19 protein-coding genes and 2 pseudogenes are annotated in these 19,169 nt (G+C 70.5%); 12 read left to right on the forward strand and 9 right to left on the reverse strand.

Features of this window, described 5'->3' with window-relative positions; translation table 11 throughout:
• The first annotated feature begins 87 nt into the window (after positions 1-87).
• Entirely contained in the window at positions 88-891 is an 804-nt protein-coding gene (locus M2271_RS36225; protein ID WP_280891707.1) for a carbon-nitrogen hydrolase family protein, read from the forward strand.
• Positions 888-1,241 (forward strand): cupin domain-containing protein, encoded by a 354-nt coding sequence (locus M2271_RS36230; protein WP_280891708.1) that lies wholly within the window; start codon positions 888-890, stop codon positions 1,239-1,241. Before M2271_RS36225 ends, M2271_RS36230 begins: the two co-directional genes overlap by 4 nt.
• Before the next feature lie 127 nt (positions 1,242-1,368).
• On the opposite strand, the gene M2271_RS36235 is transcribed toward M2271_RS36230, so the two are convergent.
• Positions 1,369-1,995 carry a GntR family transcriptional regulator gene (locus M2271_RS36235; protein WP_280891752.1) on the reverse strand — a complete coding sequence of 209 codons (627 nt, stop codon included), beginning with the start codon at positions 1,993-1,995 and terminating at the stop codon, positions 1,369-1,371.
• 156 nt (positions 1,996-2,151) lie between these two features.
• Here M2271_RS36235 and M2271_RS36240 point away from each other — a divergent pair, with 156 nt between their 5' ends.
• Both M2271_RS36240 and M2271_RS36245 read left to right on the forward strand, forming a co-directional pair.
• Entirely contained in the window at positions 2,152-2,565 is a 414-nt protein-coding gene (locus M2271_RS36240; protein WP_280891709.1) for a helix-turn-helix transcriptional regulator, read from the forward strand.
• A 9-nt stretch (positions 2,566-2,574) separates the two neighbouring features.
• Positions 2,575-2,985, forward strand: a complete 411-nt coding sequence (locus M2271_RS36245) for a VOC family protein (RefSeq protein ID WP_280891710.1) — start codon at positions 2,575-2,577, stop codon at positions 2,983-2,985.
• 228 nt (positions 2,986-3,213) lie between these two features.
• On the opposite strand, the pseudogene M2271_RS36250 reads toward M2271_RS36245, so the two are convergent.
• The 3 genes and pseudogenes from M2271_RS36250 to M2271_RS36260 all read right to left on the reverse strand — a co-directional run.
• Positions 3,214-3,378 (reverse strand): annotated as a pseudogene (locus M2271_RS36250) (GNAT family N-acetyltransferase); the annotation flags it as partial.
• Between the two features lie 321 nt (positions 3,379-3,699).
• Positions 3,700-4,803, reverse strand: a complete 1,104-nt coding sequence (locus M2271_RS36255) for a family 2 encapsulin nanocompartment cargo protein polyprenyl transferase (protein WP_280891711.1) — start codon at positions 4,801-4,803, stop codon at positions 3,700-3,702.
• Positions 4,804-4,915: 112 nt separating this feature from the next.
• A complete protein-coding gene (locus M2271_RS36260) occupies positions 4,916-6,322 on the reverse strand; it encodes a family 2B encapsulin nanocompartment shell protein (protein ID WP_280891713.1) in 1,407 nt (468 codons plus the stop codon).
• 416 nt (positions 6,323-6,738) lie between these two features.
• Between M2271_RS36260 and M2271_RS36265 the strand changes: the two genes are divergently transcribed.
• Entirely contained in the window at positions 6,739-7,329 is a 591-nt protein-coding gene (locus M2271_RS36265) for an N-acetylmuramoyl-L-alanine amidase (protein ID WP_280891714.1), read from the forward strand.
• Positions 7,330-7,362: 33 nt separating this feature from the next.
• Positions 7,363-8,256: a pyridoxal-phosphate dependent enzyme gene (locus tag M2271_RS36270; protein ID WP_280891715.1), complete on the forward strand. Its 894-nt coding sequence runs from the start codon at positions 7,363-7,365 to the stop codon at positions 8,254-8,256.
• Positions 8,257-8,282: 26 nt separating this feature from the next.
• Here the strand turns inward: M2271_RS36270 and M2271_RS36275 are convergent, their stop codons facing one another.
• The gene (locus M2271_RS36275) at positions 8,283-9,878 is read right to left on the reverse strand and encodes a Na+/H+ antiporter (RefSeq protein WP_280891716.1); all 1,596 of its coding nucleotides are present in this window, start codon (positions 9,876-9,878) and stop codon (positions 8,283-8,285) included.
• A 109-nt stretch (positions 9,879-9,987) separates the two neighbouring features.
• Between M2271_RS36275 and M2271_RS36280 the strand changes: the two genes are divergently transcribed.
• The 3 genes from M2271_RS36280 (at position 9,988) to M2271_RS36290 (ending at position 12,057) form a co-directional block, all read left to right on the forward strand.
• Positions 9,988-10,248, forward strand: a complete 261-nt coding sequence (locus M2271_RS36280; protein WP_280891717.1) for a UBP-type zinc finger domain-containing protein — start codon at positions 9,988-9,990, stop codon at positions 10,246-10,248.
• 250 nt (positions 10,249-10,498) lie between these two features.
• Positions 10,499-10,912 carry an anti-sigma regulatory factor gene (locus M2271_RS36285; protein ID WP_019058277.1) on the forward strand — a complete coding sequence of 138 codons (414 nt, stop codon included), beginning with the start codon at positions 10,499-10,501 and terminating at the stop codon, positions 10,910-10,912.
• On the forward strand, positions 10,909-12,057 hold the full coding sequence (locus tag M2271_RS36290) for an RNA polymerase sigma factor SigF (RefSeq protein WP_280891719.1): 1,149 nt from the start codon (positions 10,909-10,911) through the stop codon (positions 12,055-12,057). The genes M2271_RS36285 and M2271_RS36290 overlap by 4 nt, the downstream gene beginning before the upstream one ends.
• An 8-nt stretch (positions 12,058-12,065) precedes the next feature.
• On the opposite strand, the gene M2271_RS36295 is transcribed toward M2271_RS36290, so the two are convergent.
• Positions 12,066-12,530 carry a hypothetical protein gene (locus M2271_RS36295; protein ID WP_280891721.1) on the reverse strand — a complete coding sequence of 155 codons (465 nt, stop codon included), beginning with the start codon at positions 12,528-12,530 and terminating at the stop codon, positions 12,066-12,068.
• Between the two features lie 133 nt (positions 12,531-12,663).
• On the opposite strand from M2271_RS36295, the gene M2271_RS36300 reads away from it, so the two are divergent.
• A complete protein-coding gene (locus tag M2271_RS36300) occupies positions 12,664-13,632 on the forward strand; it encodes a diacylglycerol kinase family protein (protein WP_280891722.1) in 969 nt (322 codons plus the stop codon).
• 320 nt (positions 13,633-13,952) lie between these two features.
• Positions 13,953-14,210 (forward strand): WhiB family transcriptional regulator, encoded by a 258-nt coding sequence (locus M2271_RS36305; protein ID WP_006142322.1) that lies wholly within the window; start codon positions 13,953-13,955, stop codon positions 14,208-14,210.
• A gap of 233 nt (positions 14,211-14,443) precedes the next feature.
• Here M2271_RS36305 and M2271_RS36310 read toward each other — a convergent pair whose 3' ends face one another.
• Positions 14,444-15,910 carry a PAS domain-containing sensor histidine kinase gene (locus M2271_RS36310; RefSeq protein ID WP_280891753.1) on the reverse strand — a complete coding sequence of 489 codons (1,467 nt, stop codon included), beginning with the start codon at positions 15,908-15,910 and terminating at the stop codon, positions 14,444-14,446.
• Positions 15,911-16,307: 397 nt separating this feature from the next.
• Positions 16,308-16,385: pseudogene (locus M2271_RS36315) on the reverse strand (TetR/AcrR family transcriptional regulator); the annotation flags it as partial.
• Positions 16,386-16,627: 242 nt separating this feature from the next.
• Between M2271_RS36315 and nagB the strand changes: the two are divergent.
• A complete protein-coding gene (nagB, locus tag M2271_RS36320; protein WP_280891723.1) occupies positions 16,628-17,413 on the forward strand; it encodes a glucosamine-6-phosphate deaminase in 786 nt (261 codons plus the stop codon).
• Positions 17,414-17,557: 144 nt separating this feature from the next.
• Here nagB and M2271_RS36325 read toward each other — a convergent pair whose 3' ends face one another.
• Positions 17,558-19,162 carry a glycoside hydrolase family 3 protein gene (locus M2271_RS36325; protein ID WP_280891724.1) on the reverse strand — a complete coding sequence of 535 codons (1,605 nt, stop codon included), beginning with the start codon at positions 19,160-19,162 and terminating at the stop codon, positions 17,558-17,560.
• Positions 19,163-19,169 lie beyond the last annotated feature (7 nt).

Genomic DNA, 19,169 nt, shown 5'->3' on the forward strand with positions numbered 1-19,169 from the left:
CTCCCCTGGCTCCGCACTCCACCCCGCTCCATCGCCCTTCCACCCCCGTTCACCCCCGTCCACCCCGCCCTCGAGAAAGGCCACCTTGTGCGTCTCGCCCTGAGTCAGTTCACCAGCGGACCCGAGCCGGAGAAGAATCTTGAACTCATCGAGGACGGCGTCCGACGCGCCGCCGACGCCGGGGCACGCGTCGTCGTGTTCCCCGAAGCGTCGATGGTCTGCTTCGGCACCTCTTTGGCCCCGATCGCACAGCCGCTCGACGGCCCTTGGGCCAACGCGGTACGCGCCATGTCGGCCGCAGCCGGCATCGTCGTGGTGACGGGCATGTTCACCCCGGCCCCGCGAGGACGGGTGGCCAACACCCTGCTCGTCACCGGGCCGGGGGTCGAGGCCGCGTACGACAAGATCCATCTGTACGACGCCTTCGGCTACACCGAGTCCGACACCGTCGCCGCGGGCTCGCGGATCGTCACCGTCGACGTCGACGGCGTACGCATCGGACTGGCCACCTGCTACGACGTCCGCTTCCCCGAACTCTTCCGGGCGCACGCCGACGCGGGGGCCGTGGCGACGCTCCTGGCCGCTTCCTGGGGCGCCGGGCCGGGCAAGCGTGAGCAGTGGGAACTGCTCGTCCGTGCCCGCGCCCTGGATGCCACCGTGTGGGTCGCGGCCGTGGACCAGGCCGATCCGGCAGCCGGGGGAACGGTCGCGCACGCGTCGGCGCCCACGGGCATCGGGCACAGCATGATCGTCGGGCCCGACGGAACCGTACGCCGCAGCCTGGGCGCGGAGCCGGGTCTGCTGCTGGCCGACCTGGATGTCGACGAGGTGGCGGCAGTCCGTGAGAAGACGTCGGTGCTGGCCAACCGCTGCCTGGGGCGGACCGCATGAGCAAACCGGAGCTTGAGTTCCATCTGCCCACCGGGCCCTGGACAGCACCCGCGGGCGCCTCCCCGGGGGTCGTGGAGCGCGTGCTGGCCACGGACGCATCCGGCACTCGCCGCACCACACTCGTCCGATGGGAACCGGGCACCGACACGTCCGCGCAGGGAGTTACCCGGCACGACTTCTGGGAGGAGGTGTACCTCCTCGAAGGAGATCTTCACGACCTGACCCTCGACGAGACCTTCACACAGGGCTCGTACGCCTGCCGCCCTCCGGGAATGCCGCACGGTCCGTGGACGACGGCCACTGGCGTCACGATGCTCGTCGTCGTCTGTCCGCCGGACCCGCAGACCTGACTCCGACTGTGCGCAGCGGGCGGATGCGACGACCAGCAACCAGCACCTCGCCATCCGCCCCACTGCCGACCGACGGGCCGACCCGGGCCGGCGGGCCGCCCCGGGCCGGCGGGCCGCCCCGGGCCGGCTAACCGGCGAGCAGTACCTTCAGGGTCGACTCCAGATGGCGGTCGATCGCGGCGCAGGCGGTCGGCGCGTCGTCGGCCGCGAGCGCGTCGAGGATCTCCCGGTGCTCATCCAGCACTGTCTCCTGGCGGCCGTGCTGGTTGTAGAGGGCCACCACCCCGGCTCGGATCTGGCGACTGCGCAGCCCGTCGTAGTGCCGGTCGAGCAGGGCGTTGCCCACCGCCGAGACGAGCGTGGCGTGGAAGAGGTGGTCCACGGCGATGAACTCCTTGGCCTGGCCGGGACCACTCAGCCCACTCTGCCGGTCCAGCAGTTCACCGAGCTCCTTCACCGGGGCTCGGCCCGCTTCGACGACGTGCCCGGCCGCGTACCGTTCGACGATCCCGCGCAGTTGCATCAGCTCGGAGATCTCCCGGCCCGACAGCGGCGCCACCCGCGCACCGCGCTTGGGTACCAGCTGGACGAGATCCTCGGCCGCGAGCAGCAGCAGCGCCTCCCGGATCGGAGTGCGCGACACCCCGATCCGGTCGGCGATCTCCTGCTCGGAGAGGAATTCCCCCTGCATCGCCGGGTCGGTCAGCACCGTGTCCTTGAGGTACGCATACGCCTTCTCCCGACCGGACGTCACCACTACCCCCAGAGATCGCATACACCTCGTATACAGAAGTTATCACGGGGCGTGGCAGGTCACGGCGGGTGCCGGAAACGGACCGGAAGTGCCGCCTCGAACCCGGGTCGGTGGAACTGCGGCACGATCAGGTGGAGGCCGTGTGACCCTGGGGGTGTGACCCTCGAAGACCTCGTCCGGCTGCGGAAGGCTCGCGACCGCATGGACCGTGAGTACGCCGAGCCGCTCGACATCGCCGCCCTCGCCCGCACCGCCCTGATGTCACCCGGCCACTTCCAGCGCAGCTTCCGCGAGGCGTTCGGCCAGACACCGTACGGCTATCTCATGACCCGCCGGATCGAACGCGCCAAGGCCCTGCTGCGCCGCGGCGACCTCAGCGTGACCGAGGTGTGCATGGCGGTCGGCTGTACCTCACTGGGCTCCTTCAGCTCCCGCTTCACCGAACTCGTCGGCGAGACCCCGAGCGCCTACCGGGCCCGTTCGCACGAGGCGGGCGCGGTGATCCCGGCGTGCGTGGCCCGGACGTACACCCGGCCGAGGCGACCGGCGCGGCGCCCGTTCCCGTCCTAGGCTGCGCATATGGACCTGAAACTCAAGCAGTGCTTCATCGCCGTCGACGACCATGACAAGGCGATCGCCTTCTACCGGGACGTACTGGGCCTGGAGATCCGCAACGACGTCGGGTTCGAGGGGATGCGCTGGGTGACCGTCGGCTCACCGCTGCAGCCGGACGTGGAGATCGTGCTGGAGCCGCCCGCCGCGAACCCGGACACCTCGCCCGCCGACCGGGAGGCCATGGCCCGGCTGCTGGCGAAGGGCGTACTGCGCGGGGTCATCTTCACCACAGCCGACTGTGACGCCCTGTTCTCCCGGGTCGAGGAGTCCGGCGCCGATGTCCTCCAGGAGCCGATGGACCAGCCGTACGGAGTGCGGGACTGCGCCTTCCGGGACCCGGCGGGGAACATGCTGCGGTTCTTGGAGCGGGCCTGACATCCGGGGCCGGACCGCGGTACGTGGAGTCGGCCTGACATCTGGGGATCCCGGCTGCGGTACACGGAGCCGGCCCGACGTCCGGGGGACCCGGGCCGTCGCGCACTACGGTCGCCGCCCGAGCGCTGCACGACCGGGCAGGGCTCAAGCAGAGCTCGAGCAGGACCCGGCCGACCCGGCTCCGCTCGGCCTCCGCTCGCCTCCGCTCGGCCTCTGTTCAGCCATAGCTCAGCCCTGGGGCTCGCGCCACATCGGCCACATCCGCGGGCCGTCGTCCGGGAGGCCGAGAGGGCGGCCCGTGAGCTCGAAGCCGAGGCGCTCGTACAGCCTGCGGCTGCGGGCGTTGCTCGCCTCCAGGTAGGCGGGCAGCCCGTCGCGGTCGCAGCGGTCGAGGTGGGGCCCGCACGTCGTGGGGATGTGCGGACCCCGCCGGGCCGAAGCCCCGCGGCCGTGCGGGAGTCAGGAGCCGCACGGCCGCGGGGACTCCGGGGCCCTGGGCGCCCTCCCCCCTTGATGGACGCCCGTCGGTGGTGCCGGTCGGTGACGCCTATCGGTGAACCCGGCGGTGACGCCCGTCGGTGAACCCGTCGGTGGTGCCGGTCAGTGGCACTCGTCGGTAGCTCCCGTCGGGATCAGGCCGGTCCACCCGTCGATGACACCCGTCGGGGATCCGGCCGGTCCCTCTTGTCGATGACACCCGCTGCCGGGTTTCCGTCAGCTGCTGCGACGGGTCACGAACTCGGCCAGCGAGAGCAGGCCGCCCGCCGCTTCCGGGTCGGACACCGCGCGGGACAGCTCCTGCATCGCGAGGGCCATCCGGTCGGCGGCCTGGACCTGCGCCCAGTCGCGCCCGCCCGCCCGTTCCACGACCAGAGCGGTCCGCTCCAAGTCCTCCTCCGCGTATGGGGCTTCGTACAGCGAAGCCAGTTCAGTGGCTTCCGGGGTGCCGGAGGCGAGCGCGGCGACCACCGGCAATGACTTCTTGCGGGCGGCGAGATCCGCGCCCACGGGCTTGCCGGTGCTGCGCGGGTCGCCCCATATGCCGATCACGTCGTCGATGAGCTGGAAGGCGAGCCCGGCCTCCCGGCCGAACGCGTCCAGCGCCTCGACGCCCTCGTCCTCCGCTCCCGCGTACAGCGCGCCGAGAGCGCAGGCACACCCGAGCAGCGCACCCGTCTTGGCCTCGGCCATCGCGAGCACCTCGTCGAGGGCGACATCACGGGGGCCGAGCGCCTCCATCGCCGTGTCCTCGTGCTGCCCTGCGCACAGTTCGACGACACAGCCGGCGAGCCGGGCGGCGGCCCGCGCGGAGGCCGGATGCGGATCCTCGGCGAGCAGCCTGAGAGCCAGCGCCTGGAGCGCGTCCCCGGCAAGGATCGCGTCGGGAACGCCGAACACGGTCCAGGCGGTGGGCCGGTGGCGCCGGGTGGCGTCCCGGTCCATCACGTCGTCGTGCAACAACGTGAAGTTGTGGACCAGTTCCACCGCCGCGGCCGCCCGCACCGCCGCCGCCCGCGCCTCCGGTCCGCCGAGGGCGGCGGCCGCGGTGAGAACGAGCGCGGGCCGGATCGCCTTGCCTGCGTTGCCCGCCGCCGGGGTGCCGTCCGCGTGTTCCCAGCCGAAGTGGTAGAGCGCGACACGGCGCATGGAGACGGGCAGCGACTCGATCGCTGAGCGCAACTGCGGGTCGACCATGGCCCGGGCCCGCTCCAGGATCACCCCCGCCTCGGGCCCGTCCAGGATCACCCCCGCCTCCTGCCCCTCCAGCGGATGCGTTCCGGTGGAGCGTTGCCTCGTCTCCGCCATGAACTCGGTCATGGGGTCCCCTCGGAGAGTCCGCGGACGCTGCCGCCCGCGCTGTGGCCGGGCACATACGACCAGGACGTACCCGCCCCGCAGGGCGGGGACACGGCCCTCAGGTGCGGAAACGTCACCCCCAGCGGCCGATCTCGACGTTCTCCAGCACCCCGAGCGCGTCGGGCACGAGCACCGCCGCCGAGTAGTAGGCGGTCACCAGGTACTTGATGATCGCCTGCTCATTGATGCCCATGAAGCGGACGGACAGGCTCGGCTCGATCTCGTCCGGGATCCCGGCCTGCTGGAGGCCGATGACGCCCTGCTCGGCCTCGCCGGTACGCATCGCGATGATCGAGGTCGTCCGGGCCTCGGTGACCGGGATCTTGTTGCACGGGTAGATCGGCACCCCGCGCCAGGTGGGGATCCGGTTGCCCGCCACCTCGATGGTCTCGGGCACGAGTCCGCGCTTGTTGAGCTCACGGCCGATCGCGGAGATCGCGCGCGGATGGGCGAGCAGCAGCTTGGTGCCTCGGCGCCTGCTGAGCAACTCGTCCAGGTCGTCGGGACCGGGCACGCCTTCGTGCGGCTGGAGCCGCTGGTCGTACTCACAGTTGTGCAGCAGCCCGAACTCATGGTTGTTGACCAGCTCGTGCTCCTGGCGTTCCTTCAACGCCTCGACCGTGAGCCGGAGCTGCTGCTCGGTCTGGTTCATCGGCTGGTTGTAGAGGTCGGCCACGCGGGAGTGGATGCGCAGCACGGTCTGGGCGATGCTCAGTTCGTACTCGCGGGGCCGAGCCTCGTAGTCGACGAAGGTGTGCGGGATGTCCGGCTCGCCGTCATGTCCGGCCGCGAGGTCGATCTCCTTCTCGCCGTACTTGTTGGTGCGCTGCGAGGGGATCGAGCGCCGCTCCTGGAGGTGTTCGCGCAGGGAGTCGGAGCGCTCCGCGATCTGCTCGACCGCGTCGCGGGGCAGCACCAGCGCCGTGCAGGCGGTGACCGCGCGGGCCGTGTACTCCCAGATGGCGTCCTCGTCGAGCAGTGCCTGATCGCCGAAGTAGGCGCCGTCGGCGAGGACTCCGAGGACCGCGTCGTCGCCGTACGGACCGGTGCCGACCTTCTCGACCCTGCCGTGCGCCAGCAGGAAGACCTCGCCGGTCGGGCTGCCGAACTCGGCGATCACGGCTCCTGGTTCGTACTCCCGCTGCTCACAGCGCCGAGCGAGCTCGGTGAGCACCTCCTCGTCTTGATAGGACCGCAGCGCGGGCAGTTCGCCGAGTTCCGCGGGGATCACCTCGACACTGTCGCCGGTCTTCACGAACGTCACCCGGCCGTCTCCGACGGCGTAGCTCAGTCGCCGGTTCACCCGATACGTGCCGCCCTGCACGTTCACCCAGGGAAGCATGCGCAGCAGCCAGCGGGAGCTGATCTCCTGCATCTGGGGTACGGACTTGGTGGTGGTGGCCAGGTTCCGCGCGGCCGCCGTGCCGAGACTCTGCTGCGGCCTGTCCTGCTCGGTGCGGACCTCTTCGCCTACCGACATAAGGAATTGCCCTCCCGGTCATGCGCGGCAGCGTCTGCTGCGCGCATCGATCTGCACGGACGAGCCTTCCATCACAGAGGGTGCCGGTGCTATTACACGAAAGAGCGGGGTTGGATCACCGGCGGCTGGGCACATAGGAGGCTCCTCTCCAGTCGGACGCTGCCGACGGAGCGGTCGGGGCGCGCGGCCCGGACGAGCGGTCGGGGCGCGCGATCCGGGCCGGCGGTGCGGACGAGCGGTCCCGGCAGCCAGCCCGGGCAGCCGGTCCGGACGAGCGGCCCGGGCGAGCGGAACCACATTGTCCGGACCGAGTCGCACTCTGAGCGAAGTAGTGGTCCGGACCGTACGTTCCGGTAGAAGCAGCGATACGAGACGGCCGCGCACCGCGGTCGGCGCGCACCACTAAGGAGCCGGTCATGGCCTCACCCATGTCAGCGGGCAGTTTCCTGGCAGCTCTCAGGGCCGAGGGCCTCACCGTCGTCGAGGTGGGCGACTGGGAGCATCACAACCGCAACCACAAGGGCCCCTGGGGGCCGGTCAACGGTGTGATGATCCATCACACCGTGACCAAGGGCAGCGCACAGACGGTGAAGATCTGCCGCGACGGCTACGAGGACCTGCCCGGCCCGCTGTGCCACGGTGTCATCACCAAGGACGGCAAGGTCCACCTCGTCGGCTACGGCCGCGCCAACCACGCGGGGTTCGGCGACGACGAGGTCCTGCGCGCGGTGATCGCCGAGAAGGGGCTTCCGCTGGACAACGAGGCCAACACCGACGGCAACCGCCACTTCTACGGCTTCGAGTGCGAGAACCTCGGCGACGGGAAGGACCCCTGGCCGAAGGCCCAGCTCGAGGCCATCGAGAAGGCGGCCGCCGCGCTCTGCCGCCACCACGGCTGGACGGAACGTTCCGTCATCGGCCATCTGGAGTGGCAGCCGGGGAAAGTGGATCCCCGAGGGTTCACGATGGCGTCGATGCGGGGGTGGATCCGGGACCGTCTGAAGTGACGGATGCCGGTATCGGGCGGTGACAATGGACCCGTGACCAGCCTTGCCGCCCTGCATCCCCGGCTTCCCTCCCCCGCGCAGGAGATCGAGGACGACCGCTTCACCCGCCACGGCATCCGTCTCCTGCTCAAGCGCGACGACCTGATCCACCCGGAGCTCATCGGCAACAAGTGGCGCAAGCTGGCGCCGAACCTCACCGCCGCGGCCGGCCGTACCGTCGTCACCTTCGGCGGCGCGTACTCCAACCACCTTCGCGCCACGGCCGCCGCCGGCCGTCTGCTCGGCCTGCCCACCGTCGGTGCGGTCCGCGGCCAGGAGCTGGCCGACCGGCCCCTGAACCCCTCGCTGGCCCGGTGTGCGGCCGACGGTATGCGGCTGCACTTCGTCGACAGATCGACTTACCGCCGCAAGACCGAACCGGAGACGCTGGCGGCCCTGGTGCGCGCCGCGGACGCCGAGGGCGCGTACGTCGTCCCGGAGGGCGGCAGCAACGCCCTCGCGGTTCGCGGCTGTCACGCTCTCGGCGAGGAACTGCGCGGGCACGCCGACGTCGTCGCCCTCGCCTGCGGCACCGGCGGAACACTCGCGGGCCTCGCCGCCGGGCTGGCCCCGGACCAGCGAGCCCTGGGCATTCCCGTCCTCAGGGGCGGTTTCCTGACCGCCGACATACAGACACTCCAGGACCGGGCCTTCGGCGGCCGGCGCGGCTCCTGGCGGCTCGATGAGCGCTTCCACTTCGGCGGTTACGCCCGCACCACCCCCGTGCTCGACGCCTTCGCCGAGGACTTCGAGGACCGCCACGGGCTCCCGGTCGAGCGCCTCTATGTCGCCAAGTTGCTGTACGGACTTGTCGCCCTGGCAGAAGAAGGCGCCTTCGCGCGCGGGACGACGGTCGCGGCCGTCATCACCGGCCGGCCCTTCCCATAAGCCCTCCCGCCCTGCTCCCCGCCTCGCTACATCGCCTCCCGGTAGGCCGCCGCCTCCTCCAGGTCCAGCCTGCGCAGCAGGGTGCGCAGCATCTCGTCGTCGATGTAGCGGGCGTCGCGGAGTCTGACGAAGACCGAGCGCTCGACGCCGATCACCTCCCGGGACAGCCGCCGGTAGGTGTCGTCGACGCTGTCGCCGGTGAGCGGGTTGACCTGGCCGAGGCGTTCCCAGACGGCGTTGCGGCGGCGCTCCAGGACCGAGCGCAGGCGGTCGGCCAGGGGACCCGGGAGGGTGTTGCGCTCGTCGGAGAGGAGCTCGTCCAGACGCTGCTCGGCGATCCTGGAGGCCTGGGCCTGGGCGTTGGCCTCCGCGAGCGTCTCGGTCTGCTGGTCCCTGCCGGGGAGCTTCAGGAGGCGGACCAGCGGGGGCAGGGTCAGGCCCTGGAGGACCAGGGTGCCGATGACCGTGGTGAAGGTCAGGAACAGGATGAGGTTGCGCCCCGGGAAGGGTTCGCCGCTCTTCATGGTCAGCGGGATGGAGAAGGCGATGGCCAGGGAGACCACGCCCCGCATGCCCGCCCAGGCGATCACGAAGGGCCCCTTCCAGGTCGGGTTGTCCTCGCGTTCCCGGATCCGCGCCGACAGCAGGCGGGGCAGGAAGGTCGCCGGATACACCCAGACGAAGCGGGAGACGACGACCACGAGGAAGATCGCGATCGCGTACAGGGCGGCATGCCACCCTTCGTACTCCCCGAGACCCTTGAGGATCACCGGTAGTTGCAGTCCGATCAGGGCGAACACCGCGGACTCCAGGACGAACGCGACCATCTTCCAGACGGCCTCCTCCTGAAGGCGGGTCGCGAAGTCGACCTCCCACGCGCGGTGGCCGAGATAGAGCGCCACGGTCACGACCGCGAGGACACCGGAGGCGTGCACCTGCTCGGCGGTCGCGTACGCGACGAACGGGATGAGCAGGGAGAGCGTGTTCTGCAGCAGCACCTCCTTCAGGTGGGTGCGCAGCCAGTGGAGCGGCACCATGAGCGCCAGCCCGAAGCCGACACCGCCGACCGCCGCGAGCAGGAACTCACCGATCCCGCCGGCCCAGGTGGCCCCCTCGCCGACCGCGGCGGCGAGGGCCACCCGGTAGGCGGTGATCGCGGTGGCGTCGTTCACCAGGGACTCGCCCTGCAGGATCGTGGTGATCTTGGACGGCAGGCCGACCCGGCGCGCGACCGCCGTGGCCGCGACGGCGTCGGGCGGCGCCACCACCGCGCCCAGCACCAGGGCCGCGGTCAGCGGCAGCTCCGGCACGATCAGATAGGCGGCCCAGCCGACGGCGAAGGTCGCGAAGAGGACGTACCCGACGGACAGAAGCGCCACGGGCCGCAGTTGCGCGCGCAGGTCGAGGTAGGAACTGTCGGTGGCCGCCGTGTACAGCAGCGGGGGCAGTACGAGCGGCAGGACGATGTGCGGGTCGAGGGTGTAGCCGGGGACTCCGGGGACGTAACTGATCAGCAAACCGACCGCGACCAGCAGCAGCGGCGCCGGTACCGGGGTCCGCCGGGCGGCCGCCGCGACCGCGGCACTGCCCGCCACCAGCAACAACAGTGGCATCACGTCCATGCTTCTCGCCCGCCCTCGTTCATCGTGGTGCGCCCCGCCTCGTACATTCGTGCGCCCGCCCTCGGTTTTTCCGCGCGGCAATCCGCACACCCGTCGTAATCTGGCAATCATGAAACAGTGCACGCACGCCGACGAGCTGCCGCACCCGGAACCCGAGCCGCTGAGCGACACGTGCCTCGAGTGTCAGGCGGCCGGGACGCACCCGATACAAGTGCGGCTGTGCCTGACCTGCGGTCACGTCGGATGCTGCGACTCCTCGCCGGGACGGCACGCGACCGAGCACTACAAGGACTCCGGACACCCGATTATGCGGACGTTCGAGCCCGGCGAGGCGTGGCGGTGGTGCTTCGTCGACCACGTCCTCGTTTGACCTTCGATCCGGACGGTTCGAAGGCCTGACCTCTGGGTACGTCAACCCGACGCGCGCTCTTCCCAATTGGGCCCGCGGACCCCCTAGCCACGGAGCGTATCCGTGTGTTTACTATGAGTGACAGCGCGGGGCTGGGGTCCCGGGGACAGGAAAGTTCAGAGCGCGATAGCGTCACCGCTGAACACATATCGCGTTACCCCGGGGGGCGACCCCTCGGCCCCGAACAGCTTGTACCACCTTGGAGGTGAGGGTGTCCCAGATCGCAGGCGAGCCCGCGACCCAGGACTTCGTTGAAGTCCGGCTGCCGGCCGCGGGTGCCTACCTGTCGGTGCTGCGTACGGCCACGGCCGGCCTCGCGGCCCGTTTGGACTTCACCCTCGACGAGATCGAGGATCTGCGCATCGCCGTGGACGAGGCCTGCGCGATCCTGCTCCAGCAGGCCGTGCCCGGCTCGGTCCTCAGCTGCGTGTTCCGTCTCGTCGACGACTCACTGGAGGTCACCGTGTCGGCGCCGACCACGGACGGTCACGCCCCGGCACGGGACACCTTCGCGTGGACGGTGCTGTCGGCCCTGGCGGGCAAGGTCTCATCAGCCGTGGACGAGGACAAGACCGTTTCGATCAGCCTCTACAAACAGCGCGGCGCCGGACCCGGGCCGGCGTGAGGAACGGGGACGGGCCGGTGCGGGACGAAGAGCGCGGCACACAGGAGTTGCCGGCCGCCGCGGGCGCGGGCGGTCCGAGCACATCCCGACGCATGGCGGACGGCATCGACGGCATCCCCGAGCAGGCCCGGCCGCACCCGGAGGACGGCTCCTCGGAGGCGGGCCTCCTGGACGACGGGCAGGGTGATCGGGAAGGTGCCGTGCAGAGCACGCCTCTGGACGGAGGGATCGAGGCCACCCCTGTCCGAGTCGAGGCGAGGGCTCAGGGAAGGGCGACGGGCGGGACGATGAGCGAGCACGAGCGAAACTCCGAGATCGACGCGACGAGCGCGCCGCCTGTGCCGCCCGCGCCGCCCGCGCGGAATGTGCCGCGTGTGCAGGCCGCGCATCATCCGGACCGCAGCGGGGCGCGCGCCAAGTTCGTCGAGCTGCGCGCCCTGAAGGACGGCAGCCCGGAGTACGCGGAGCTGCGCAACCAGCTGGTCCGTATGCACCTGCCGCTCGTGGAGCACCTCGCGCGCCGCTTCCGCAATCGCGGTGAGCCGCTGGACGACCTCACCCAGGTCGCCACCATCGGCCTGATCAAGTCGGTCGACCGCTTCGACCCGGACCGGGGCGTCGAGTTCTCGACCTACGCGACGCCAACGGTCGTCGGCGAGATCAAGCGGCACTTCCGCGACAAGGGCTGGGCGGTGCGTGTCCCGCGCAGACTCCAGGAGCTGCGGCTGGCCCTGACGACAGCCACCGCCGAGCTGTCCCAGCAGCACGGCCGCTCCCCGACCGTGCACGAGTTGGCCGAGAAGCTGGCCATCTCGGAGGAGGAGGTCCTGGAGGGCCTGGAGTCCGCCAACGCGTACTCCACGCTGTCCCTGGACGTTCCCGACACCGACGACGAGTCCCCGGCGGTCGCGGACACCCTGGGCTCGGAGGACGAGGCACTGGAGGGTGTCGAGTACCGCGAGTCCCTCAAGCCGCTCCTCGAGGACCTGCCCCCGCGGGAGAAGCGGATCCTGCTGCTGCGCTTCTTCGGCAACATGACCCAGTCGCAGATCGCGCAGGAGGTCGGCATCTCACAGATGCACGTCTCCCGGCTGCTGGCCCGCACTCTGGCCCAGCTGCGGGAGAAGCTGCTGGTGGAGGAGTAGCCGAAGGGCTACTTGCTGGGTTTCTGCGAACGACCCGGCCCCTTGATCCCGAGGGCCTGGGTCGTCGCCGGACTGACCAGCAGCACCAGCGCGGCGATCGCGACCACGGCGAGCGCGATCCCCGCCGGAATGGCCACGCTGTCGGCCTGGAGCAGGTTGTAGGCCACCGGCAGCGCCATGATCTGCGTGATCACGGCCGGGCCCCGGCTCCAGCTGCGCCGGCCGAGCAGCCCGCGCGCGGCGAGCAGCGGCAGCAGTGCGAGCAGAATCAGGGTGATACCCCCGGTGACGGCCGACTGACGGTCGTCCGGGGCACCCGCGAGGCCCTCGACGAGCATCCAGGCACCGCCGACGACCAGGGCGAGTCCCTCCAGCGCGGCCAGTGCAGCCGCGGCGGTCAGCCGACCGGGACGGGGGCCCGCCCGACGGGCGGCTTCCGCGATGTCCGGGGTGGAGTTCTGATCAGCGCTCACCGTTGAAGCCTAGTGCCGCGACAGGCACCAGCTCTCGCCCGGTACGCCTCCGTGTCGAGGTTCACGCCCTGAAGTCCTGCCTGATCCCCGCCCGCCCTGTGCCCGGTACCACCCAGTAGGTACGCTGCAATCCATGCGTGCACTTCTCGTGGTCAATCCGGCGGCAACCACCACAAGCGCACGTACGCGCGATGTCCTGATTCATGCGCTGGCGAGCGAGATGAAGCTGGACGCGGTCACCACCGAGTACCGCGGCCACGCGCGCGACCTCGGCCGGCAGGCGGCGGAGAGCACGGACATCGACCTGGTGGTGGCCCTCGGCGGTGACGGCACGGTCAACGAGGTCGTCAACGGCCTGCTGCACGCCGGCCCGGACCCTGAGCGTCTGCCCCGCCTCGCGGTGGTTCCCGGCGGCTCCACCAATGTCTTCGCCCGCGCCCTGGGCCTGCCCAACGACGCGGTGGAGGCGACCGGCGCCCTGCTGGACGCCCTGCGCAAGGAGAGCGAACGCACCGTGGGTCTGGGTCTGGCCTCGGGTACGCCCGGCACCGGGGACGAGGCCCTGCCGGGGCGCTGGTTCACCTTCAACGCGGGGCTCGGCTTCGACGCCGGCGTGGTCGGACGGGTCGAGCAGCAGCGCGAACGCGGCAGGAAGTCCACCCACGCGCTCTACGTCCGCCAGGCGCTGCGCCAGTTCTTCGGCGAGGCACACCGCCGGCAGGGCACGATCACCCTGGAACGGCCGAACGCCGAGCCGGTGTCCGATCTGGTGCTGTCCATAGTCTCGAACACCTCTCCGTGGACCTTCCTGGGCAATCACCCGATGTACGCGTCGCCTAAGGCCTCGTTCGATAAAGGCCTCGATGTACTCGGTCTCAGCCGTATGACGACGACCGCGGTTGCCCGGTATGGCACCCAGTTGCTCACTTCGTCCCCCGAGCGCGGACCGCACGGCAAGCATGCCGTCTCGCTGCACGACATGGACCAGTTCACCTTGCATTCGAAGGTGCCGCTCCCCCTTCAGATGGACGGCGACCACCTAGGACTGCGAACGAGCGTGACGTTCACAGGCGTACGCCGTGCACTGCGTGTGATTGTGTGAGCAGAAGAGGCTAAAGTCCTTTCACTCGAACGTTTAGACCAGGATCCACCCCATGGAAGTACGGCTGTGACCTAGCCGACACCGAGGAATCAAAAAAAACTTTCCAGAAGGGGTTGTATCCGTCGCTGAGGTTTGCGAGTCTCTACGTGGTGATCGAGACGGCCCGCAACATCGGCCTCCACTGATCACCAGAACCCCTCTTCAATTCACAGGACCTACGCCAGGCAACCTGGCGGTCGGCCCTTCACTTGTTGAGGGATTCGTGAAAGCGTTCACATTCACAAGCAACATGCATGTAATGTCAAGGAGAGGTAGCAGCCATGGACTGGCGTCACAACGCCGTTTGCCGCGAGGAAGACCCGGAGCTCTTCTTCCCCATCGGCAACACCGGTCCTGCGCTGCTGCAGATCGAGGAAGCCAAGGCCGTCTGCCGTCGCTGTCCCGTAATGGATCAGTGCCTGCAGTGGGCGCTCGAGTCCGGCCAGGACTCCGGCGTCTGGGGTGGTCTCAGCGAGGACGAGCGCCGTGCGATGAAGCGCCGCGCCGCCCGCAACCGGGCCCGTCAGGCTTCCGCCTGACAACACCCGCCCCGCAAACAGCCTGAGCTTGGCGGCACGTACAGCGAGTACGCATCTCCCGCCCCCGAGCCGCAGCGCGCAGTACCCCCGATGCGCAGCAATTGCTGGCAACGAGCATACAGAGCCCCGGACCCTCAATGGTCCGGGGCTCTTTGCTGTGCCACCGGAGCCGACGTCCGTGCGCGCGGGCCACTCCACCCAGCGCCGGCTCCCACAGGGCCTTTCGTACGGCGTTACTTGTGCGCCCGCACCGGAACGTCGAGGATCACCCTGGTCCCCCGCTCCGGGGCCGGGACCATGTCGAAGGTGCCGCCCAACTCGCCCTCCACCAGTGTTCGTACGATCTGGAGGCCGAGGTTGCCGCTGGTGTGGGGGTCGAAGCCGGCGGGGAGGCCGCGGCCGTCGTCCTGGACGGTGACCAGCAGGCGGATCTCCTGCGTGGTGCCGCCGCGTACGGCCGAGACCTCGACCGTGCCGGTCTCCCCCTCGCGGAAGCCGTGTTCGAGGGCGTTCTGGAGGATCTCGGTCAGGACCATCGACAGCGGGGTGGCGACCTCCGCGTCCAGGATGCCGAAGCGGCCGGTGCGTCGGCCGGTGACCTTGCCCGGGGAGATCTCGGCGACCATCGCGAGGACCCGGTCGGCGATCTCGTCGAACTCCACCCGCTCGTCCAAGTTCTGGGAGAGCGTCTCGTGCACGATCGCGATCGACCCGACTCGCCGTACCGCCTCTTCGAGGGCTTCGCGGCCGCGGTCGGACTCGATACGCCTGGCCTGCAGCCGCAGCAGGGCGGCCACCGTCTGGAGGTTGTTCTTCACCCGGTGGTGGATCTCCCGGATGGTCGCGTCCTTGGTGATCAACTCGCGCTCGCGGCGTCGCAGTTCGGTGACGTCACGGAGCAGGACCAGCGAACCGATGCGGGTGCCCTTGGGTTTGAGCGGGATCGCCCGGAACTGGATCACTCCGTCGTCGGACTCGATCTCGAACTCCCGCGGCGCCCAGCCGCTGGCCACCTTGGCGAGTGCCTCGTCCACCGGCCCATGACTCGGGGCGAGTTCGGCGGTGGTCCGGCCGAGGTGCTGTCCGACCAGGTCGGAGGCGAGACCGAGGCGGTGGTAGGCGGACAGCGCGTTCGGCGAGGCGTACTGGACGACGCCGTCCGCGTCGAGACGGATCAGACCGTCGCCCACGCGGGGCGAGGCGTCCATGTCGACCTGCTGGTTCGCGAACGGGAAAGCACCGGCCGCGATCATCTGCGCGAGGTCCGAGGCGCTCTGGAGATACGTCAGCTCCAGGCGGCTCGGGGTACGCACGGTGAGGAGGTTGGTGTTGCGGGCGATGACCCCGAGGACACGCCCCTCCCGTCGTACGGGAATGGACTCGATCCGGACGGGGACCTCTTCGCGCCACTCGGGATCGCCCTCGCGGACGATCCTGCCCTCGTCGAGCGCGAGGTCCAGCATGGGGCGGCGGCCGCGCGGGACGAGGTGGCCGACCATGTCGTCCTGGTACGAGGTGGGGCCGGTGTTGGGCCGCATCTGGGCAACCGACACATACCGGGTGCCGTCGAGGGTGGGGACCCACAGGACGAGATCGGCGAAGGAGAGGTCGGAGAGCAACTGCCACTCCGAGACCAGCAGGTGGAGCCACTCGAGGTCGGAGTCGCCGAGGGCCGTGTGCTGGCGTACGAGTTCGTTCATGGAGGGCACGTGTGCGAGCGTACCTGGCGGTACGGACCTCGCCCGGGACCAGCCGTGGGCGGCCCGGGAAACACCCGCGGGCCGCGGCGCCTGGGAGGGACCCTCAGCCCTCCCGGCACCGCAGCCCGGAGCAACATCGGCCGTGGGGTGTGCGGTCCCGGTCGGCCGAAGGATGAGGACCCGGGGCAGTCAGGGCAGAGAGCTCCGGTTCCTCGTCCGTCCTCCTGTGCGGGGAGGGCGGAAGTTCTTTCGTTTTCAGTTGCCTCCACGCATTGTGGACTAGACCACTACGTGTGTCCATGCATGGGAGGCTGTTTGTTCTGGGGACTTTCCCCCGCCGCGTCCGCACCACTCGGACGTCCTGGCATCCCTCAAGCAGCCTACCCGCGTGGGTTCCTGTGCGAGGCCGGACGGCCATGGCGATTTCCGCGAGCCCTTCCGACTCCGCCCGGCTCGCGCCGTCGCGCGCCTGCTGGTGGGTGCGCTCGACGGTGGCGCGGGCGGTGGGCCCTCTGCCCCGGCGTGAGACGGGCGGAGCGTAGGCCCGGGACGAATGGTTCACTGGCCGGACAATTGTCGGCGAGCGACCTCGGAGCCTGGTGGACACCTGGGCCGAAAAGGGTGGCTCTGTTAGATTGGTCTAAACCACATAGACCCCTCCCGGGTCCCCGTCGAGTCCCCTCTGTTCAGACCGTTTCTTCAGATCGGCAGGCCAGCGTGGAAGTTGTCATCGTTCCGGACGCCAAGGCGGGCGGCGAGCTCATCGCCGGAGCCATGGCCCAGCTGCTCCGGCGCACGCCCGACGCCCTGTTGGGCGTGGCCACCGGCTCCACGCCGCTGCCCGTCTACGAGGCACTGGCGGCGCAGGTCCGCTCCGGTGCCGTGGACTCCTCCCGAGCGCGGATAGCGCAGCTCGACGAGTACGTGGGGCTGGCGGCCGACCATCCGGAGTCGTACCGTTCCGTGCTGCGGCGCGAGGTCCTGGAGCCCCTCGGGATCGGGATGGTCGCGTTCATGGGCCCCGACGGCACGGCCGAGGACGTGCAAGGGGCGTGCGCTGCGTACGACAGGGCGCTGACCGAGGCCGGCGGGGTGGACCTGCAGCTGCTGGGGATCGGGACCGACGGTCACATCGGGTTCAACGAGCCGTGCTCGTCGCTGGCCTCGCGGACCCGGATCAAGACGCTGACCGAGCAGACCCGGGTGGACAACGCGCGCTTCTTCGACGGTGACATCGATCAGGTGCCGCACCACGTGATCACCCAGGGCATCGGGACGATCCTGGAGGCACGGCACCTGGTGCTCCTCGCCACCGGCGAGGGCAAGGCGGACGCGGTCGCGGCGACCGTGGAGGGGCCGGTCGCGGCGGTGTGCCCCGCCTCCGCACTCCAACTCCACCCGCACGCCACGGTCGTGGTCGACGAGGCTGCCGCGTCCAAGCTGAAGCTGGCGGACTACTTCCGGTACACGTTCGCCCACAAGCCGGACTGGCAGGGCATCTGATGACAGGGTCCGCCCGGGCGCCGGCCTGCGAAACAGGCGCGTCGGGTGCGGGCGCACCAGGAAAGACGGTCCGCGCAGCGGGGGCGGTCGACGGTACGTCGACCGCCCTGAGCGACCACTGACGTCCCTGGGCCGGCCGGGCCCTCACCGCCGCCGTCCCTGGACCGGCCGGGCCCTCGGCGTCGTACGGACAGTCGGCGCCTTCGTTGTCGTACGGACTGCGGGCTGCTCCCCGGCGATGACCTCCGCCGCCGCTCGGCCGCAGACACGGGCCGCGCCATGGGTGGCGATGTGGAGGGCGCCCCGGGGGGTGGCCTGCGGGAGGCCCATCTCGACGACGATCGCGTCGGGGCGGGACGACAGGAGGGTGTCGAGGGCCGCCGCCATCCAGGGGTGGCGGTGCTCGTCGCGGACGACGGCCACGATGCGACGTCCGTGGGCCGCCGTCAGGGCTGTGGCACCGGCGTGCTCGTCCGTGAAGGTGCCGGTCTCCGTGCCGGGGAGCAGACGGGTCAGCTCCGCCGCCACACCCCAGGGGGTCTCGTCGCCCACGGCGATGTTCGCCACCGGAGTGAACGCGGCGACGTACGGGGCTTCGGTGAGCGGGGTGAAGCCCTCGAGACCGGTGAGGCGCAGGGCGCGACGGGCGGCACGGAGGCCGACCTCGCTGATGTCACCGATGTCACCGACGGTGGTGGCCGGGGAAGCCGCCTGGGCGGAAGCGGTCCAACGGGCCAGGGCCCGGACCCGTTCCGCCGCGTCGGCGAGGCGTTCCTCGGGGAGGTCGCCGGAGCGTACGGCCGTGACGAGGGCGTCCCGGAGGCGGCGTACCGTCTCCTCGTCGGCCAGGCCGCCGCCCACGCAGATGGCGTCGGCACCGGCGGCGAGGGCGAGAACGCTGCCGCGTTCGATGCCGTAGGTGGCGGCGATGGCCCGCATCTCCATGCCGTCGGTGACGATGAGGCCGTCGTAGCCGAGTTCGCCGCGCAGCAGGTCGGTGAGAATCCGGCGGGACAGGGTGGCCGGGCGGTCCGGGTCCAGGGCCGGGACCAGGATGTGGGCGGTCATCACCGCGCGGGTGCCGGCGGCGATCGCCGCGCGGAACGGGGCCAGTTCACGGTCGTACAGGACCGTGGCGTCCGCGTCGATGCGGGGCAGCGCGTGGTGGGAGTCGATCGCCGTGTCGCCGTGGCCCGGGAAGTGCTTGGTGCAGGCGGCGACTCCCGCGGACTGGAGGCCGGTGACGTAGGCCACGGTGTGCCGGGCGACCAGGTCGGGGGCGGCGCCGAAGGACCGTACGCCGATCACCGGGTTGGACGGGTTCGAGTTCACGTCGGCCGAGGGCGCCCAGTTGAAGTTCACCCCGCAGGCGGCGAGGCGGCGGCCGAGTTCGGCGGCCACCTCCCTCGTCAGCTCCACGTCGTCCACCGCGCCCAGCGCGTGGTTGCCCGGGAAACCGGAGCCCGTGCGCGCCTCCAGGCGCGTGACGTCTCCGCCCTCCTCGTCGATCGCGACCAGCACGTCGTCCCGCTCGGCGCGCAGCTGGGCCGTCAGGGCCGCCAGTTGCTCGGGCGAGGCGATGTTGCGGCCGAACAGGCCGACCGAGGCGAGGCCCTCGCCGAGGCGGCGAAGCAGCCAGTCGGGGGCGGTGGTGCCCGGGAAGCCGGGCTGGAGGACCGTCAGCGCGTCGCGCGTGAGGCCATCCTTTTCCGGATCGAATGCAGTGGTACCGCCGGCGGTTGTCGTCATCGGGTGG

Origin of the sequence: Streptomyces sp. LBL (assembly GCF_029893585.1) — a bacterium.
Taxonomy (GTDB): Bacteria; Actinomycetota; Actinomycetes; order Streptomycetales; family Streptomycetaceae; genus Streptomyces.

Bases quoted from the DNA above. Each gene is read 5' to 3' on its own strand.
- M2271_RS36255 (WP_280891711.1), bottom strand. From the start codon at position 4,803: ATGACCGAGTTCATGGCGGAGACGAGGCAACGCTCCACCGGAACGCAT.
- M2271_RS36305 (WP_006142322.1), top strand. From the start codon at position 13,953: ATGGACTGGCGTCACAACGCCGTTTGCCGCGAGGAAGACCCGGAGCTC.
- M2271_RS36260 (WP_280891713.1), bottom strand. From the start codon at position 6,322: ATGTCGGTAGGCGAAGAGGTCCGCACCGAGCAGGACAGGCCGCAGCAG.
- M2271_RS36325 (WP_280891724.1), bottom strand. From the start codon at position 19,162: ATGACGACAACCGCCGGCGGTACCACTGCATTCGATCCGGAAAAGGAT.
- M2271_RS36230 (WP_280891708.1), top strand. From the start codon at position 888: ATGAGCAAACCGGAGCTTGAGTTCCATCTGCCCACCGGGCCCTGGACA.
- M2271_RS36265 (WP_280891714.1), top strand. From the start codon at position 6,739: ATGGCCTCACCCATGTCAGCGGGCAGTTTCCTGGCAGCTCTCAGGGCC.
- M2271_RS36300 (WP_280891722.1), top strand. From the start codon at position 12,664: ATGCGTGCACTTCTCGTGGTCAATCCGGCGGCAACCACCACAAGCGCA.
- M2271_RS36275 (WP_280891716.1), bottom strand. From the start codon at position 9,878: ATGGACGTGATGCCACTGTTGTTGCTGGTGGCGGGCAGTGCCGCGGTC.
- M2271_RS36245 (WP_280891710.1), top strand. From the start codon at position 2,575: ATGGACCTGAAACTCAAGCAGTGCTTCATCGCCGTCGACGACCATGAC.
- M2271_RS36280 (WP_280891717.1), top strand. From the start codon at position 9,988: ATGAAACAGTGCACGCACGCCGACGAGCTGCCGCACCCGGAACCCGAG.
- M2271_RS36310 (WP_280891753.1), bottom strand. From the start codon at position 15,910: ATGAACGAACTCGTACGCCAGCACACGGCCCTCGGCGACTCCGACCTC.